A 16,922-nucleotide genomic window follows, 5' to 3' on the forward strand; every position below is an offset into this window, starting at 1 on the left:
GTCACCAGGATCAGTGCCCCGAGCCGTGCCGGGTAAACCGCGGTCCTCAGGAGACGGTCGGGCAGTTGTCGCTCACCCGCCGGAGTATCTGTTCGCGTTCGTCCGTGGTGATGCCCGACGGCGTGCCGCCGAAGTGGGTCTCGACCTTGTCCCAGCCGCGTCGCTGCTCGTAGTGCAGGTGCGGAGCGCCGGAGTCCCCCGTGCTGCCGAGCTTTCCGATCTGCTCACCCTGGGCGACCTTCTGCCCGACCTTGACCAGTGGCGGTTCGAGCATGTGCAGGTACTGCGTCTCCCACTTGCCGCCGTGATCGATCTTCACCCAGTAGCCACCACCGCGACCGCGTGGGCCTTGCGGATTCTCCGGCGTACGGCCACCCAGCGAACCGTTGATGCCCGCCACGGTGACCGTGCCGCCGTAGGACGCGAGCACCGGACGCCCCCACGCCTCGCCCTCGATGGGGAACAGGTCGACGTCGAAGTCGTCGTGCCCGGGGTAGGTGCTGAGCTGCCACGTCTCGCCGCAGGCGACCGGCATCTGAAAGAGCGGGCGGGGACCGGCCGGGCGCAGCAGCGGCACGACCACCACGGCGACGCCGGCCACGGCCGCCGCGACGACGAGCGCGAGAAGCACGGGGATCGCCCCTCGGCGGCTGCGGCGGTGGCTGCGGGCTGGGGTCGGGCGGCCGGTCGTCACCGGCCCGAGCATGGCAGACGCCGGCAACGCTCCGGCCATGGGTGGCCCCGCTTCGCGTTGCAGTCGAATCGTAAAAGCGTTATCGTCTTTGCAATGCACTTGCATTGGAACCATTGCGGGAGGCGACCATGACCGGCACGAGGACGCCGACCAGCGCGAGAGTGGGACCGCTGGTGCGCCGGGCGGCGGTGGCCGAGGCCGCGATGTGGCGCAGCCTCTACCTGTGGGCACGGCGCCGTCCACTGCCGTTGGGGCCCGGCGACGAGCCGTTCGGCTACCTCGGCGTGGTCAAGCCGATCCTCGGCATCTTCATCGCCCTGTCGGTGGTCGAGATCCCGATCTTCGACCTGATCGTCACCCACGTGGTGCCGTGGCGGCCGGCCCGCTGGATCGTGCTCGGCCTGGGCGTCTGGGGCGTGCTCTGGATGCTCGGCCTCTGGGCCGGCATGACCATCCATCCCCACGTCGTGGGTGACAGGGGTCTGCGGGTGCGGGTCAACTCGGGCATCGACATCTGGATCCCCTGGACGGACGTCGAGGCGCTGCGCAAGCGCCACCGCTCACTGCCGTCCAGCAGGTCCGTCCAGATCGAGCAGGAGGGTGACCGCCGCGTCCTGCACCTCTCGGTCGGCAGCCAGACGAGCATCGACGTCCTGCTACGCCGGCCGACGACGTTCGACCTGCCCACGGGCCGGTCGGCGCCGATGGACGAGCTGCGGCTGTACGCCGACGACCCCGACGGACTGCTGCGCAGCGCCCGGGGCACACCCGCGGGCGACACCGCCCGCCACTAGCGTCGTCGGGGTGTGCCAACGACCCACTGTGAAACGATCGAGGTCATGCCCAGGAAGGTCGATCACCAGCAGCGACGCACCCTCATCGCGGACGCGTTGATGCGGGTCGCCGCCGATCAGGGCCTGGAGGCGGTCAGCCTGCGTCACGTGGCCACCGAGGCGGGCGTGTCCGCCGGGATGGTCCAGCACTACTTCCGCACCAAGGACGAGATGATGGCGTTCGCGTTGAGCGTGGTCCGCGAGCGCAGTCAGGTCCGGGTCGCCGACGCGGTGGCGGGCCTGGGCGAGAACCCCTCCCCCCGGCTGCTGCTGCGCACGATGATCGCCGCGCTCCTGCCGCTCGACGAGCACACCCGCGACGACGGTCGGGTGGCGCTCGCGTTCCTCGCGTACACGGCGGTGCGACCGTCGGCCGCGGCCAGCCTCCGCGAGGACACCGCGCAGCTCGCCGCGTTCATCGCCAGCGTCCTGCCCAGCAACGACGCGGCCGCGGCGGCCGGCCTGCTGGCGCTGATGGAGGGGCTGGGCGTGTACCTGCTCGGTGGCCAGTACACCGCCGAGCAGGCCCTGGACGCCTTGGACGCCCACCTGGACCTGCTCTTCGGCGCACCGACCACCTCCTGAGCGACGACGCCGCTACCTCAACAACGCGGCACGTTCGGGATGTACCCGTCGTAGCCGGTGAGCAGGTACGCGTCGGACACGTAGCGGTTCGTGCCGATCCGGTCCCAGACGGAGGTGGTGCCGTACGGGCCGGTGACCGTGCTGCCGACGGCCTGGCAGTAGACGGACACCGTGGCGCCGTCGGCGACCGAGCCGACGACCGGATAGCTGGCTCCCGGGCCGGAGCGCACGTTCAGGGTGCTCGCGCTGGTGGTCACCGTGCCCGAGCCGATGCCGGTGATCCCGTTCACCAGTTGCAGGTAGTAGGTCCAGTTCCAGTTCGGGCCGGGGTCGGTGTGGGTGGCGCCGGGCACCTCGACGTGGCCGATGATGTGCGCCCGGTCCCTGGGGATGCCGTACCTGGTGGTGAGGCTGCGGGTCAGCGCGGCCGACCCGCGGTACATGGCGTCGGTGAACCAGGCCGGATTGTCGACGTACCCCTCGTGCTCGATCCCGATCGACTGGGTGTTGTAGGTCCAGTTGCCGGCGTGCCAGGCGATGTCCTTCTCCCGCACCGACTGGGTGACCGCGCCGTCCGAGGATCGGACCGTGTAGTGCGCGCTGGCCTGGGCGGCCGGGTTCTGGAACCAGCTGACAGTCCCGGCGTACGAGCCCTGCGCCAGGTGGATGACGACGCGGTCGACGGGGTGGCTGCCCGGCCGGCTGGCCACCGTGTAGTTGCTCGTGCTGGCCGGCGCCCACGCCGCCGGCCCGTAGTCGGTGCTGAGGGTGCCGACCCCGCCGAGCACCGCGGCCCGCTCCAGGGCGCCCCGACGCGGCGCGACCGGCCGGCCGGCCACCGCCTCGCCGCGCGTCGCGGCGAATCCGACGCGCAGCAGGTCGTAGACGGTGTCCGCGTAGAGCCGGGCGACCGACGGGTCGCTGGCGCCGCCGTACCGGACGACCGGCGCGTACCACAGGTTCACGTCGTCGCGGGCCGTGGCGGTGAGGCCGGCCTGATCGGCGTACGAGCGCAGCACGGCTGCCGCCCCGAGGACGTTCGCCGCGGGTTCGGTGCGGAGCACGCCCGGACCGAGTCGGGTGAGGGTGACCGCCTCGTCCAGGGTGCGGTTGGCGGCCAGGTGCATGAGCCCGTACCCGCCGGACGTGCTCGCCGTGCCCGCGCGCGGGTCCAGCCGCGACTCGGCGTACCCGAGGGCCACCAGCAGGTCGCGGGGAACGTCGTACCGCACGGCGGCGGTGTCGAACGCGGCGGTCAGCGGGGCGACCGACGCCGCGCCGGGGTCGGCGGCGGCCGGTGACGCGACCGCGACGACGCTGGTCAGGGCGGTGGTCAGGGTGAGCAGGAGCCGGCCTCGGTGGGAGGTGCGAACGGACATGGGCACTCCTTCCGGTAGCTGCGGTTGGCGGCCGGTGGGCCGCCAACCGCAGGGGTCGAACCGTCAGCACCAGCCGTTGATCGGACCGTTCACACCAGTGGACAGGTAGGCGTCGGACACCCAACTGCCGTCGCTCAACCGGTTCCAGAGCGCGGTGGTGCCGTACCGCCCGGTGTGCGAGGTGCCGTTGGCGGAGCAGGAGATGGTGACCGTGGCGCCGTCGGCCACCGAGCCGAGCGAGCCGTAGCCGGTCCCCGGACCGGCCCGGCGAGTCAGCACCCCACCGCCGTTCGCGTCGACAACGCCCTGGTTGAAGCCGAGCGCACCGTAGTTGTAGAGGCCACCGCCGACACCGGCATAGGCCGAGCCGTGCCGCGCCCCGCCCTGGTACGCGGTGCCGCTGCTGGCCAGCACCCACTTGCCGATGTCGTGGCCGGCGATCGGCACGTACGCGCTGTTCTGCCGCAGCCCGAAGTGGACGTGCCGGCCGTAGGCGGCCCCACCGCAGGTCACGTCGGTGCCGGTGTTGCCCAGCACGGCGCCCTGGCCGACGCCGGCGCCGTTGACGGAGATGCTGTTCCACAGGTGGTAGTAGTCGGTCGAGTAGCCCCGGTCGTGGATGACCCGGATCCACCCCTGACACATCGTGTACGCCGTGCCGGCCCGGGCGGCGCGGACCACCTGGTCGCCGCCGGCCAGGTCGACCGAGCTGTACGGGGACTCCGTTCCGCCCCAGCCGTGCGGGCCGCTGGTGAGCGTCCACGTCTGGCCCACACCGAACGGCAGGGCCATCCCGGTCCGGTAGTCGCCGCCCGCGTACATCGGGGTCGGCGTGGTGGTGAGCACGTCCCTCTCCTGGCTGGTCACCAGTGGCGACTCGGCGGCCAGTTCACCGAAGGCGGCCTCGCCGTCGAAGGCGATCCGCCAGCCGGCGGCCCCGGACCGGGCGATGAAGATCGACCCGGTCGGGTGGGCGTCCTCCTGTCGGGGCGCGAGAGCGACGGCGGTGCCGAACGCCCACCGGCCGCTGGTGCGGCTGACGGTGATCCGCGTGTCGGGCCGCGCGCCGGCCGTGGACAGCTCGGCGGAACCGAGCAGCTTGGCGGTCACCGCGTCGGTGAGCGCGGGGGTGACGGCCGCGGCGACGGCGCTGGGGGCCGCCCCGATCAGGCTCGTGACCAGCAACAGGGTCGCGGCTGCGCCGCCGACCAGTCGTCGACCGTGTCTCATCGTGGCCTCACTCTCGGATGTGGTTCCGGGCCGTCGGTTTCCGCCGCGGGTGTCTCCTTCAGGGATGACAACCGAGAGACAACCGTCGATATTGACGCTGATTGTTATGTAGCAAATCGTCGAAGTCAACGAGCACATCGAAGGTTTTCTACATCCCTGGATTCCCGCCGCGCCGGCCGCCGCCGGACCGCGCGCCGCCCGCGGACGAGGATTGCGCCATCGGGACGGCCGTGGCACTGTGCGGAACGCCGGTACCGGAAGGGGACGAGCGCGGATGTTGACTCTGCACAGGGTGTCGGTCGGCTACGGCGACACGCCCGCCGTCCTGCGGGACGTGTCGGTGACGGTCCGTCCGGGTCGGGTGCTGGCGTTGACCGGTTCGTCGGGTGCCGGCAAGACCACCCTGCTCAACACGATGGCCGGCCTGCTGCGCCCCCGAGAGGGCACCGTGACTGTCGACGGGCAGGCGCTCCGCGACCGCGATCACGGGGTCGCGCACCGCATCGTCCTCGTCCCGCAGGACAACGGTCTGGCCCCGATCCTGACCGCGACCGAGAACCTGCAGGTCGCACTGGTCGCCAGCGGCGTGGCAGCGCCGGAGGCCCGCCAGCAGACCGCCGCGATGTTGGATCGGCTGGGCCTCTCCGGCCAGGCCGACCAACTGGTCGAGGAGCTGTCCGGCGGCCAGCAGCAGCGTACGGCCATCGCTCGCGGCCTGGCGCTGCGCGGCGGCGTGCTGCTGGCCGACGAGGTGACAAGCGAACTGGACGCGGGCAATCGGCAACGGGTGCTGGATCTGCTGCACGACGAGGCACGCCGGGGTGCGGCAGTCGTGTTCGCCACCCACGACCCGGAGGTGGCCGCCGCCTGCGAGGCGGAGCTTCACCTCGTCGAGGGCAGGGCCGAGATCGTCCGCGATTGAGGAACGTTCCGTAACCGGCAGGTCTCGGTCCACCCGCAGGGGACAGTGACGGCAGGGCTTCGCCGATACCATCGCCGTCAATGCTGACCATCATCTGGGCAGCGCTCGCGGCCCGCCGGGCGCAGGCCACCGCCGTGCTCCTGCTCGCGTTGCTCGCGAGTGCCGCCGCCGCGGCCGCACCGAGCTACACCGCCGCGGCAGGGCAGGCCCTGTGGCGCTACGAACTGTCCACCGCGCCGCCGAACGAACTCCTGGTGCGACTGGCCGAGCCCGTCGAATATCCGGGGATGCCCGGCGATCCCAGCAGGTCGGTGTTCGCCGGCGAGGTCCGGGGGTTGACGCCGGCCGGGTTCGACGTCGTCCTGGGCGCCCAGAGCGGCGGTGTCGCCGCCGGCCGCGCCGGCACTGTCACGTCGAACCTGACCTATCGGGCGGGGATCTGCGAACGGGTCGCCGTGACCGGCGCCTGCCCCCGGGCCATCCCGAGGGGTCAGGTCCCCGAGGTCATGGTCAGCACGCACACCGCGGAGCGGCTCGGGGTCGCCGTCGGGGATCAGTTCACGTTCGGCAAGGTGCCGGTGCGGGTGGTCGGCGTCTACCAACCGCTGGACGTGAAGGATCCGTTCTGGCTCGGCGCGGAGTTCATCCGGCCACCCGCTGCGGACTCGCCCAGCGGGCCGATCCCGGGTAGCGCCGAGGACTCCATCTTCACCGCCGAGTCCGCACCCCTCGTTGACGATGAGGTGATCCTGTCCCGGTCGACCGCCGATCTCTACGCCACCGAGCGGTTGTTGGACGGCCGATCGGTGGCGGACCTGCAGGCGACGCTCGCGGTGCTCAAGCGCGACGGGGGCCGAGCGGGTTACGGAGCCGGCACCAGCCTGCCCAGTCTGCTGGATCGCGTCACCCTGCAACGCGGGCAACTGGCCGACGGCGTGGCGCTGGGCGCGGGGCTGCTCGTCCTGCTCTGCTGGCTCGTCCTCTTCGTCGCTGTCGGTTCGGCGGCGGACCAGCGGCGACCGGAGCAGGGCCTCCTCCTGCTCCGCGGCGTGCAGCGTCGACGACTGTGGGCACTGGCGATCGGTGAGCACGCCGTACCCGTTCTGGTCGCGATCCCCCTCGGCTGCCTGGCCGGTCTGGGCGCTGCCACCCTGCTCGCCGCGCACACTCTCCCGGCGCACGCCGACGTCACGGTGGACCGGACCACCATCGGATTCGCCACCATCGGCGCCGTCGGCGCGCTCGCCGCGGTGCTGCTGGCCCAGGCCCGGATGATGTCCGCGCCGGTCGTCGACCTGCTGCGCCGGGTGCCGGCACGGGTACGGGGGTGGCGCGCGACCATCGGCGACGTCGTAGCGGTGTCCATCGCCGTGGCCGCCGTGGTGCAGTTGCGCTCCGGCGGATCGCCCAGTGGCCTGGCGCTGGTGGCGCCGATCGCCGGAGCGCTCGCCGCAGGTGTGCTGCTGGCGCGGGTCGCGATGCTTGCCGGGGCCGCGGTGGGTGCGGCGCTGCTCGCGCGCGGCCGGACGGCTGTCGGCCTCGCACTGGTGCAGGTGGCCCGGCAACCACGCTTCCGGCCCCTGATCGCCCTGCTCACCGTGGCCGTCGCGATGCTCGCCTTCACCGTCGCGACGAGTGAGGTCGCCTCGGCCGCCTACCGCGACCGGGCCGTCGTCGAGGTCGGCGCGCCCCGCGTCGTCGAGGTGGACGCGACGTCGCGGTCACACCTGCTGACCGCCGTGCGGGCGGTTGATCCCGAGGGCAGATTCGCGATGGCCGCAGTGGTGTCGGGTTCGTCAGCCGCGTCCAGTACACCGCTGTTGGCAGTGGACTCCGGTCGACTGGCGACGGTGGCCGCGTCGCATCCGGCCTACGGCACGCCCCTGGCGGACATCGCCCGAGACATCCACCCGCCCGCACCGGGGACACCTGTGCGGCTGCGAGGTCGCCAGCTCATCATGGCGCTCTCCGCCGACTTCGACGCCGAGATCTTCGGCGCGTATCGAGTCCGCCTCGCGATCACGATCTCCGGACGCAGCGGCACCCGGGTGGTCCTTGCCCGCCCCGACATCGGGCCCGGCCGGAACAACTACGACCTCCAGGTGCCGGAGTGCGCGCAGGAATGTCGGCTGGTCAAGATCGAAATCGACGCTCCCGTGGTGGAACGACCGCTCAAGGTCCAGTTCGAGGAGCTGCGCACGGCCGACGCCGACGGCCGGGGCGAGTCGGTCGTGCTGACCGGCGCACAGTTCGCCGATCTGCAACGGTGGCGGCTGCTCGATACGGATGACACGTCGCTCAGCGTCGCGAGCGGAGCGAAAGCCGCGTTGGTCCTCGATGTCAGCGAAGGCCGGCGGGCGAGGCCGGCCGGTGTCGCTGTGCTCGATTCGCCGTTCCCGCTGCCCGGCTACCTGACCCGGTCGAAGGGGACGATGCTCGGCGGCCTTCACCCGTACGACGGTGTCGACGGGACACCGAGCAACGGTTGGGTTCGCGGTCTGGTCGACCGCCTGCCGCGGCTCGGTGGGGCCGGTCTCATCGTCGACCTGGAGTACGCGGACCGACTCGCCGTCGCGAGTCAGAACGGCAGCGAGGAGGTCTGGTTGGCGCGTTCGGCTCCCCCGGACATCCTCGACCGGCTTCGCGCACAGGGCCTGGTCGTGCGGAGTGACCGGACGATCACCCAGGTACGACAGGGTTTCGATCGGCAGGGGGCGGCGTTGGCCCTGCGCTTCAACGTGTTCGCCGCGCTGGCCGGGGTGCTGATCGGAGCGGCTGGCATGGTGGCGACGGCCTCCGCCGACCACCGCGCCCGGGTGGCCATGCTGGTGGATCTGCGCCGGCAGGGGTTGCCGCCACGCACCGTGCGTGGCGGTTACGGGTGGCCTGTCGTGTTCGCGGTGGGGTCGGGCGCACTCGTCACCCTGATGATCTGGCCCCTCACCCGGGGCGGGCAGCGTCTGTTCAGTGACGGCCGCTCACCGGTCCCGCTACCCGAGTGGCCGGACGTCGGCCGGCTGCTGTTGTTCGCGGTGCCGGCCGTCATCCTGTTCGCCCTCACGGCGCTCGTGCTCGGCCGGATCGTCGCCGCCTCGGTGCGCCGCCGGAGCGGTCGATGACCGCCGCGCGGCAGGACGCTCCGGAGACCGCCGCCGAGCCGGCCGGGGGTGTGGCAGTCACCTGTCACCGGCTGATCCACATCTACCCCACCGCCACCGGCGACGTCGTCGCCCTCTCCGGCGTGGACCTGACCATCGCGGCCGGCGAGATGCTCGCGCTTGTGGGCCCGTCCGGCTCCGGCAAGTCCACGCTGGTGGCGATCCTCGGTGGGCTCATGCAACCCTCCGCAGGGCGGGTCCACGTGGGCGACCACGAGCTGTCCCGACTCTCGGCCAGGGGCCTGGCCGCCCTGCGCGGGGCAACTGTCGGCACGGTGCTCCAGGGCGCCGAACGCAACCTGCTGCCGTACCTGTCGCTGTCCCGCAACATCTGGTTGGCGCAGCGACCCGCGGCACGCCTCGCCGGACGTCGGCTCGACCCACCGGAGGCGATCCTGGAACTGGTCGGTCTCGCCGGCGCAGGCGCGCGGCGGGTGAGCGACCTGACCCCCGGGCAGCGCCAGCGGGCCGCTCTGGCGCAGGGGCTCGCCGCCGGGCCCGGCCTGCTCCTGGTCGACGAGCCCACGAGCCAGCTCGACGTGGCCGGTCGCGACGACGTGCTCGCGGCGCTGGCCACGGTCAACGCCGAGCGGGGCACCACAGTGGTCGTGGTGACCCACGACGGCGAGGTGGGTGCCCGGCTGGGCCGGGCGGTCACCATCCGCGACGGCCGGGTCGGCGCCGAAGGGCGTGACGGCCGGGACTTCGCCGTGGTGGCAGGTGACGGCACGATCCAGTTGCCGCCCGAGACGTCGGCTGCCTTCCCGGCCGGGACGTTGTTCGAGGTCGACCACACCGACCAGACGATCACTCTGCGCGCGCTGGCCAACCCGTCGTCCCCCGGTGGAGACGACGGGGTGGCCAGCCCTGGCGGCGAGCCCGACCACGCGCGGTAAACAGGCCCGGGCGGCTCAGTTCACCCGGGCGGCGGCCCGCGCCTTGCGCTGACGCAGCTCGTCGGCGGTCATCAGCCAGGTGGAGTTGGTCGCCCCGAGACCGAGGAGCACCTGGTCGAAGGCGTTGCCGTCGTTGTCGTCCGTGTAGCAGAGACTCACCTCGCCCCACGGGGACGCGGCGACGGCCAGGTGTTCCTGCCGACCCGTCGTGGTCTGGCTCAGCGCCTGCGCCGGCAGCCGACCCGTGGACGTGCCGTCGGGATTGAGGCCGCGCGCCCAAACGTCCGGGTTGGCGCCGGACACCGTCCAGCCCACCACCACGTCGTCCTCGTCGTCGATGCCCACTCCGGGGGCGACGGCCCCGGTCCCGGTGGACACCTGGACCTCGCCGTGACGGGCGGCGCCGGCAGCGGTGAACGAGCGCGCCCACACGCCCCGGGTGCCGGTGTGGTCCGACTCCCAGCCGACGGTGAAGTCACCGGCGAACGTCGCCGCGACCGACGCCCGCTGCTGCTGCCCGCCGCTCTGGGCGTTGGCCGTGCGCCGGGACAGCACCACCGCGCCGTTCGACCGGGCCAGCCGGGTCAACCCGATGTTGTACGAGCCGTTGGCGTCGGCGTCCTCGTCCCACACCACCAGCGCCTCGCCGGATGCGGACACCGCCACGTCGGGGCGATGGTGCGAGCCGGTCGTCTGCGAGGCCGTCACCTCGTACGCCCTGGTGGTGGCGGCGGTGAAGCCGGCGGCCTTGACTGTGGCTCCAGCGGTGCCCTGCACGTCCTCCCAGACGACTGTGAAGCCGACGCCGGCGGTGGTGGGGGCGCCATCGGGGTCGAGGGCCACCTTCGGCCAGATCTGCTGCCCGGCGTCGCTGGCGTTGGCCTGCCCCGAGCCGAGGATCGCACCGGCAGGTGACACCACCCGGTACTGGATGTTGTAGACGCCGTTGCCGTCACCGTCGGCGGCCCAGACGACCACGGCGTTGCCCCGGTCGTCGATGCCGACGTCCGGGCTGATGTGCCGCCAGGCGGCCCCGCTGGTGCCGCCGGTGGAGAGCTTCAGCTCGTAGCCGGGTGTGCCGTCGCGGAACAGGCGCACGTAGATCTCGCTGTGGGTGTCGTCCTCGGGGGCGGTGCTGTCCCGGTCGTCCTCCCAGGCGACCGCGACCTGACCGTTGCGGTTCATGGCGATGGCGGGCAGGTCCTGGTCGCCGGTCGCCACGCTGTTGGCGGTGGTCCAGGTGATCGCCTCGGCGGTCATGGCGGTCGGGGCGGGCGCCACGACGGTCGGGGCCAGCAGGGACGCGGCGAGCAGCGTCGTGAGTGCGGTCATGGGGTGCTCCTTCTACCCGGCCTGCAGGCCGGGCTGGCCGTCGAGGATGACGAACGAGCGCACCGTCGACGCGGGCGCGTCGTGCTCGGTCACCGTGTTGACCGCCCGGAAGTCCGCGCGGACCTGGCTGCGACCGATCGTGGTACGGACGTAGCCGCGCCGGTCGGAGTAGAACTTCAGGTGCGGGTTGGTGGCCGCGTTCGGGATGGTCGTGCTGCCGGTGCCGTTGCCGGTCGAGGTGATCGACGTGCAGACCAGTTCGGCGCCGATCGTGGCCGACGACGGGTTGGCGTAGTCGGCCTTCAGCTCGTTGGCCCAGGACCTGTGCACGTCCCCGGTGAGGACGAGCGGGTTGCGCACCCCACGCTGCTGCCAGCCGGTCTGGATGCGGCTGCGGGAGGCCCGGTAGCCGTCCCAGGCGTCCATGCTCGCGGCCCCGCTCGCCTCGAACTGGCGGGCGAAGAACACCTGCTGGCCGAGGATGTCCCAGGTGCCGTAGTGCTGGGCCAGCCCGTCGAGCAGCCACGCTTCCTGGGTCGCGCCGGTCAGCGACCGGGAGGTCAGGTCGGCGTCCGCGCAGACCTTCCAGCCGTCACCGCAGGCCTGGTCGTCGCGGAACTGCCGGGTGTCGAGCATGTGGAAGGTGGCGAGCTGCCCCCAGCGGACCCGTCGGTAGAGCGGGATGCTGTTGCCGCTCGGCGCGGAGGCCGGCCGCAGCGGCATGTTCTCGTAGTAGGCCCGGTACGCGGCGGTGCGCCGGGCGGTCCACTGGGCCTCGGTCAGCGTCGGGCTGCTGTCGGCGCGGACCATGTTCGCGTAGTTGTTCTCCACCTCGTGGTCGTCCGGCACGACGAGCCAGGGCGCGGCAGCGTGCGCCGCCTGCAGGTCCGGGTCGGACTTGTAGAGGGCGTACCGGCGGCGGTAGTCGGCCAGCGACACGATCTCCGCGCCGACGTGCTGGCGTACCGCGGCGGTGTTGACGCCGCCCTCGTAGATGTAGTCGCCGAGGTGCAGGATCAGACCCGGGTTCTCCTCGGCCATCCGCCGGTAGGCGGTGTAGTAGCCGGCCTCGTAGTGGGCGCAGGACGCGAACGCCATGACCAGGTCGCGGCCGAAGGTGCCCGGGGCGGGCGCCGTTCGCGTACGTCCCACCGGGGAGATCTGCCCCTGGGCCCGGAACCGGTAGTGGTAGTCGGAGTCGGCGGCGAGGCCGCCCGCGACGACGTGCACCGAGTGGGCGTCGGCGTAGCGGGCGACCACCGATCCGGACGCGACAAGTGACGAGAAGCGGTCCGTCGTGGACACCTGCCACTCGACAGTCACGTCGGCGTTGGCCATGCCGCCCTGCCCGTCGGCGTTGAGCGGCGAGGGTGCCAGCCGGGTCCACAGGACCACGCTGTCGGGGGCCGGGTCGCCTGACGCCACACCGAGTTTGAAGGGGTACGGCACCGCGGCGCGGGCACCCTGCCCGGGTGTCAACGCGGCGGCGACGGCAGCGAGTCCACTGAGGACGATGATGCGACGGCTCAGCCCTGTCATGGTCAATACCCTCGGGGCCGTCGATGAATGGCGAAGGCTGTGGCGTGGAAGCCAAGGTGACGGAACGTTTACCGCGGCATGGCGGTCAGGTGTCCTGGCCGCCCGAGGTTCGCGGCCGGGCCGTCAGGTCAGCGGCGACGGCGACTCGGCGCCGGGGATGAGCAGCCTCGGCGTACCGGACCCGTCGGCCGGGACGCTGAACACGTCGGGGCGACCGTCGCTCTGGCGCAGTGTGTAGGCCAATGTGGCGTCGTCGAGCCAGGCCGCCTGATCGTCGACGCTCGTGGTCTCCGCCGTCGCGGTGACCCGTCCGGACGCCAGGTCGAGGACGGACAGCCGCCAGCCCTTCGTCGGGTCGGCGTCGATCGCCTCCTTGAAGGCGATCCGGGTGCCGTCGGGCGACAGCGACGGACACTCCACGTTCGTCCGCATCGTCTCGACGGTCCGGGCGGCCACGTCGCCGCGCACCAGATACCGCTCACCGCCGGTGGCCATTGTCGCGTAGAAGTGGTTGTCGTCGGCGGTGAAGGTGACGCCCCAGTAGTTGACGTCGGGGCTGCGGTAGCCGCGGCCGTCCCGCGTGATCGCGAACTCCTCCAGCGACGTCACGGTGGCGCCGGTGACGGTGTCGAGGATGCCGGTGCGGGTGGAGAAGCCACTCGCCGTGTAGGAGTCGCCCCCGACGAACGTCGTCCAGGAGACCATCCGGCCGGAGGCCGAGACCCGGGCCCGGTTGGGCAGGCCGGGCACGCTGAGCGTCCGCTTCTGGTGCAGCGCCGCGTCGAGCACCACGACCTGGTACGACCATGCGGTCTCGGGCCGCAGGCAGACGCCGGTGCCGGCCGCCGCGTACACCCGCAGGCATTCCAGACCCGAGACGGTACGCGGCCCGGCGGGATCGGCGGTCGCGACGCTGGAGACGTACCGGTCGGTGATGGCCAGGAGGCGCGGTCCCGGCGCCAGGGTGACAGCCTGGTCCCCGGCGGCGGCCGGCGGTGGGGTCCGGGCCGGCTCGGCGGCGATGGCGGCGTAGCCGGCCGCCACGCTGGCCAACAGGACCGCGCTGGCGGCCACCACCCCGAGCTTGGCCCGGGTCGACATCGCGCTCATGGGGACACCTTCCGAGGAGCGGGGCGGAACGGGGAGGCCAGCAGAAGGACGGTGACGACCAGGACGCCGACGACTGCCACCGCCGCCACCCGGACCGCCGTCTGCGGCCCCCACGCCTGCCAGGCCAGCCCGAACAGGACCGACGAGACGAGGTACGCCAGCGCCTGCCCGGTCTGGACCAGGGCGATCCCGGTGGTCCGCAGCCGTGGTGGCAGCACCGGTCCGGCGAGCGCGATGAGGACGCCGTCGGTGGCCGCGTAGAACGCGCCGTACAGCGCGAGTGTCAGCGCGAGCGCCGGCCAGCCGTGCGCCGGCCCGGACAGCAGCAGGTAGGTCGCGCCGAGGGCCACGTAGCCGCCCACCACCACCGGCAACCGCCCGATCCGGTCGGCGAGCACACCGAGCGGCGCGGCGAGCACCAGGTAGGCCAGGCTGGTGCCCACGGCCAGCAGCGGGAACCACCGCAGACCAAGGTCCTCCCGGCGCTGGAGCACCAGGTAGACGAAGCCGTCGCCGATGGTGGCCAGGCCGAGCATCGTCGCGGCCAGCAGCAGCCGACGGGTGGGCCGGCTGCGCAGCAGGCCGAACGCCTCGCGGACCGAGACCCGGGGTTCGTCCGGCCCGTCGGCCGCCGTGCCGGTCGGTCGCTCCCGGACGAACAGCACGAGTACGACGACGGCCAGGGCGGCGAGGCAGAAGCTGGTGACGAAGACCGCGTCGTACGACTGCCCGACGACCAGCAGGACGGCGAACGCGGCGAGCGGCCCGAGGAACGCCCCGACGCTGTCCATCGCCCGGTGCACCCCGAACGCACGGCCCAGTGCCTCGGGCGGGGTGGAGAGCGTGATGAGCGCGTCGCGGGGCGCGCTGCGCACACCCTTGCCGAGCCGGTCGACGGTGATGACGGCGCCGATCGCCGGCACCGACCGGCCGGCGAGCAGCAGGCCGAGCTTGGCGACGGCGGAGAGCGCGTAGCCGACGCCGGCGACCAGTTTGCGTCGGCGGAACCGGTCGGCGACGAAGCCGCCGACGACCCGCAGCAGCGCGGTGGCGCCCGTGTGGACCCCGTCGAGCACGCCGAAGGCCACCGGGCTGAGTTGCAGGCCCAGCACCAGGTAGAGCGGGAGGACGGCGGCCACCATCTCGGCCGAGATGTCGGTGATCAGGCTGACCGTGCCGAGCGCGACCACGTTGCCGCTGACCAGCGCGAGCCGGCGGCGTCGTGGCCCGGCGTCGGGCGGGTCGCTGACCGGCCGGGAGACGGACGACAGGTACACGTGCATCTCCTCTGATCGTGGGCGACGGTCAGCCATCGTGACGATCCGATCGGGGGCGTCACAAGGGACCGCGAGGGGCGGACAGGCATGCGGCGGGTGAACATCGGACAAACATCGAGATGTTTCGCTGCTTGAGCGTACTGTTCACCTGGCGGCAGTCCGCCGGTTCATCGACCTTCCTACATTCCTTGCGCTTTCCACCCGCAACGAAGGGGTCCTGGATGGACATTCGAATCGCCCGCCCACCGGTCACGATCGGGACTGTCGCGGTGCTCGTCGCCGCCACCGCCGCCGTCGTCCTGACCGGCTCGGGCACGGCCTCCGCGGCGAGCGTGACGTTCACGCCGGTCGCCGACACCTACGTCCAGAGCGACACGGCGTCCACCAACTACGGCACGTCCACGCAGGTCGTGGTCGACAACTCACCCGCACGGCGGATGTTCCTGCGCTTCACGGTGAGCGGTGTCAGCGGCACGGTGACCAGCGCCAAGCTGCGGCTGCGCACGATCAGCGGCAACAGCGGTAGCGACGCCGGCGGCACGTTCCGGACGATGTCCAACACCACCTGGTCGGAGACCGGCACGACCTGGAGCAACCAGCCGACGATCGACGGCGCCACCCTCGGGTCGCTCGGCGCGGTCGCCGGCAACACCTGGTACGAGGTCGACGTCACCTCCGCGGTCACCGGCAACGGCACCTTCAGCTTCGGCGCGACCTCGACCAGCGGCGACGGCGCCTACTACGACACGCGCGAGAGTGGAGGCGACGCTCCGCAGCTGGTGGTCACGACGGGCACCACGACACCTCCGTCAGGCGATCCGGTCCTCGTCGGGGCCGGTGACATCGCCACCTCCGGCTCCGGTGACACCGCCACGGCCGCGCTGCTCGACGGCATCTCCGGCACCGTCTTCACGACCGGCGACAACGTCTACGACAGTGGCACCGCGTCCCAGTTCGCCAGCTACTACGAGCCCACCTGGGGCCGGCACAAGGCGCGCACCCGCCCGTCACCGGGAAACCACGACTACAACACGTCCGGCGCGACCGGCTACTACAACTACTTCGGCACGTCCGCCGGCCCGAGCGGCCGCGGGTACTACTCCTTCGACCTCGGCAACTGGCACATCGTGTCGCTGAACTCGAACATCAGCATGTCGGCCGGGTCGACGCAGGAGCAGTGGCTGCGTGCCGACCTGGCGGCCAGCAGCAAGCCGTGCACGTTGGCGTACTGGCATCACCCGCTGTTCACGTCCAGCTCCAACCACGCGCCGTCGACCTCGACGCGCCCGCTGTACCAGGCGCTCTACGACTACAACGCCGACGTCGTGGTCTGGGGCCACAACCACGTGTACGAGCGGTTCGGCCCGATGAACCCGTCCGGTGGCTACGACGCCAGCCGCGGGATGCGCAGCTTCGTGGCCGGGATGGGCGGCGCCGACCACTACGGCTTCGGCACCATCCAGCCCAACAGCGAGGCCCGCAACAGCTCGGCGTTCGGGGTCCTGAAGTTCACCCTGCACTCCGGCAGCTACGACTGGCAGTTCGTGCCGGTCGCCGGTCAGACCTACAACGACAGCGGCACCGGCGCCTGCCACTGACCGAGTGGTCCCGCCGCACCGGCAGCGGTGCGGCGGGATCACCCCTCGCAGCGACGCGCGACAGTGCGGCACCCGCAACACCCGCACCTCCCCCACGCAATGCCCGCAGCACCCCGCAGCACTGCGCGGCACTGCGCGGCACTGCGCGGCAGCTCATCGCTGCCACAAAGCGGCAACTCGGCACGGCGGGCCGGCGGCACGGCAGCACGGTCGCCCGGTGGCACGGCGGCGCTGGACGGTCCGGCAGCACGGCAGCACGGCAGCACGGCGGCCCGGCAGCACGGCGGCCCGGCAGCACGGCAGCAACTCGGCGCCGCGGCCTGCGGCGCTGATCGGCACAACGGCACGGCGACCTGCCGCGCTGTCGAG

Annotated in this window: 13 protein-coding genes; 6 read left to right on the plus strand and 7 right to left on the minus strand. The window is 72.2% G+C overall.

The window, feature by feature from the left end; translation table 11 throughout:
- Positions 1–46: 46 nt before the first annotated feature.
- Positions 47–733 carry a M23 family metallopeptidase gene (locus B0E54_RS06215; protein ID WP_374109248.1) on the minus strand — a complete coding sequence of 229 codons (687 nt, stop codon included), beginning with the start codon at positions 731–733 and terminating at the stop codon, positions 47–49.
- An 89-nt stretch (positions 734–822) separates the two neighbouring features.
- Here B0E54_RS06215 and B0E54_RS06220 point away from each other — a divergent pair, with 89 nt between their 5' ends.
- Positions 823–1,488, plus strand: coding sequence for a hypothetical protein (locus B0E54_RS06220; RefSeq protein WP_234582288.1), 666 nt, complete (start codon positions 823–825; stop codon positions 1,486–1,488).
- A 45-nt stretch (positions 1,489–1,533) separates the two neighbouring features.
- Complete coding sequence (locus B0E54_RS06225) at positions 1,534–2,112, plus strand: TetR/AcrR family transcriptional regulator (protein WP_234582289.1); 579 nt, start codon at positions 1,534–1,536, stop codon at positions 2,110–2,112.
- A 17-nt stretch (positions 2,113–2,129) separates the two neighbouring features.
- On the opposite strand, the gene B0E54_RS06230 is transcribed toward B0E54_RS06225, so the two are convergent.
- Both B0E54_RS06230 and B0E54_RS06235 read right to left on the minus strand, forming a co-directional pair.
- Positions 2,130–3,491, minus strand: a complete 1,362-nt coding sequence (locus B0E54_RS06230) for an N-acetylmuramoyl-L-alanine amidase (protein WP_234582290.1) — start codon at positions 3,489–3,491, stop codon at positions 2,130–2,132.
- Between the two features lie 63 nt (positions 3,492–3,554).
- Positions 3,555–4,721 carry a peptidoglycan DD-metalloendopeptidase family protein gene (locus tag B0E54_RS06235; RefSeq protein WP_234582291.1) on the minus strand — a complete coding sequence of 389 codons (1,167 nt, stop codon included), beginning with the start codon at positions 4,719–4,721 and terminating at the stop codon, positions 3,555–3,557.
- 274 nt (positions 4,722–4,995) lie between these two features.
- On the opposite strand from B0E54_RS06235, the gene B0E54_RS06240 reads away from it, so the two are divergent.
- From B0E54_RS06240 to B0E54_RS06250, 3 genes are all read left to right on the plus strand, one after another.
- The gene (locus tag B0E54_RS06240; protein ID WP_234582292.1) at positions 4,996–5,643 is read left to right on the plus strand and encodes an ABC transporter ATP-binding protein; all 648 of its coding nucleotides are present in this window, start codon (positions 4,996–4,998) and stop codon (positions 5,641–5,643) included.
- An 80-nt stretch (positions 5,644–5,723) separates the two neighbouring features.
- Positions 5,724–8,762 (plus strand): FtsX-like permease family protein, encoded by a 3,039-nt coding sequence (locus B0E54_RS06245; protein WP_234582293.1) that lies wholly within the window; start codon positions 5,724–5,726, stop codon positions 8,760–8,762.
- Positions 8,759–9,697, plus strand: a complete 939-nt coding sequence (locus B0E54_RS06250; protein ID WP_234582294.1) for an ABC transporter ATP-binding protein — start codon at positions 8,759–8,761, stop codon at positions 9,695–9,697. Before B0E54_RS06245 ends, B0E54_RS06250 begins: the two co-directional genes overlap by 4 nt.
- Before the next feature lie 15 nt (positions 9,698–9,712).
- On the opposite strand, the gene B0E54_RS06255 is transcribed toward B0E54_RS06250, so the two are convergent.
- The 4 genes from B0E54_RS06255 to B0E54_RS06270 form a co-directional block, all read right to left on the minus strand.
- Positions 9,713–11,029: a hypothetical protein gene (locus B0E54_RS06255; protein WP_234582295.1), complete on the minus strand. Its 1,317-nt coding sequence runs from the start codon at positions 11,027–11,029 to the stop codon at positions 9,713–9,715.
- A 12-nt stretch (positions 11,030–11,041) separates the two neighbouring features.
- The gene (locus B0E54_RS06260) at positions 11,042–12,568 is read right to left on the minus strand and encodes an alkaline phosphatase (protein ID WP_234582296.1); all 1,527 of its coding nucleotides are present in this window, start codon (positions 12,566–12,568) and stop codon (positions 11,042–11,044) included.
- A 123-nt stretch (positions 12,569–12,691) separates the two neighbouring features.
- Positions 12,692–13,678, minus strand: coding sequence for a hypothetical protein (locus B0E54_RS06265; protein ID WP_234582297.1), 987 nt, complete (start codon positions 13,676–13,678; stop codon positions 12,692–12,694).
- Positions 13,675–14,961: an MFS transporter gene (locus tag B0E54_RS06270; RefSeq protein ID WP_255786533.1), complete on the minus strand. Its 1,287-nt coding sequence runs from the start codon at positions 14,959–14,961 to the stop codon at positions 13,675–13,677. The genes B0E54_RS06265 and B0E54_RS06270 overlap by 4 nt, the downstream gene beginning before the upstream one ends.
- 215 nt (positions 14,962–15,176) lie before the next feature.
- On the opposite strand from B0E54_RS06270, the gene B0E54_RS06275 reads away from it, so the two are divergent.
- Entirely contained in the window at positions 15,177–16,553 is a 1,377-nt protein-coding gene (locus B0E54_RS06275; protein ID WP_234582298.1) for a DNRLRE domain-containing protein, read from the plus strand.
- Positions 16,554–16,922 lie beyond the last annotated feature (369 nt).

It is taken from the genome of Micromonospora sp. MH99, assembly GCF_021442385.1.
Taxonomy (GTDB): Bacteria; Actinomycetota; Actinomycetes; order Mycobacteriales; family Micromonosporaceae; genus Micromonospora.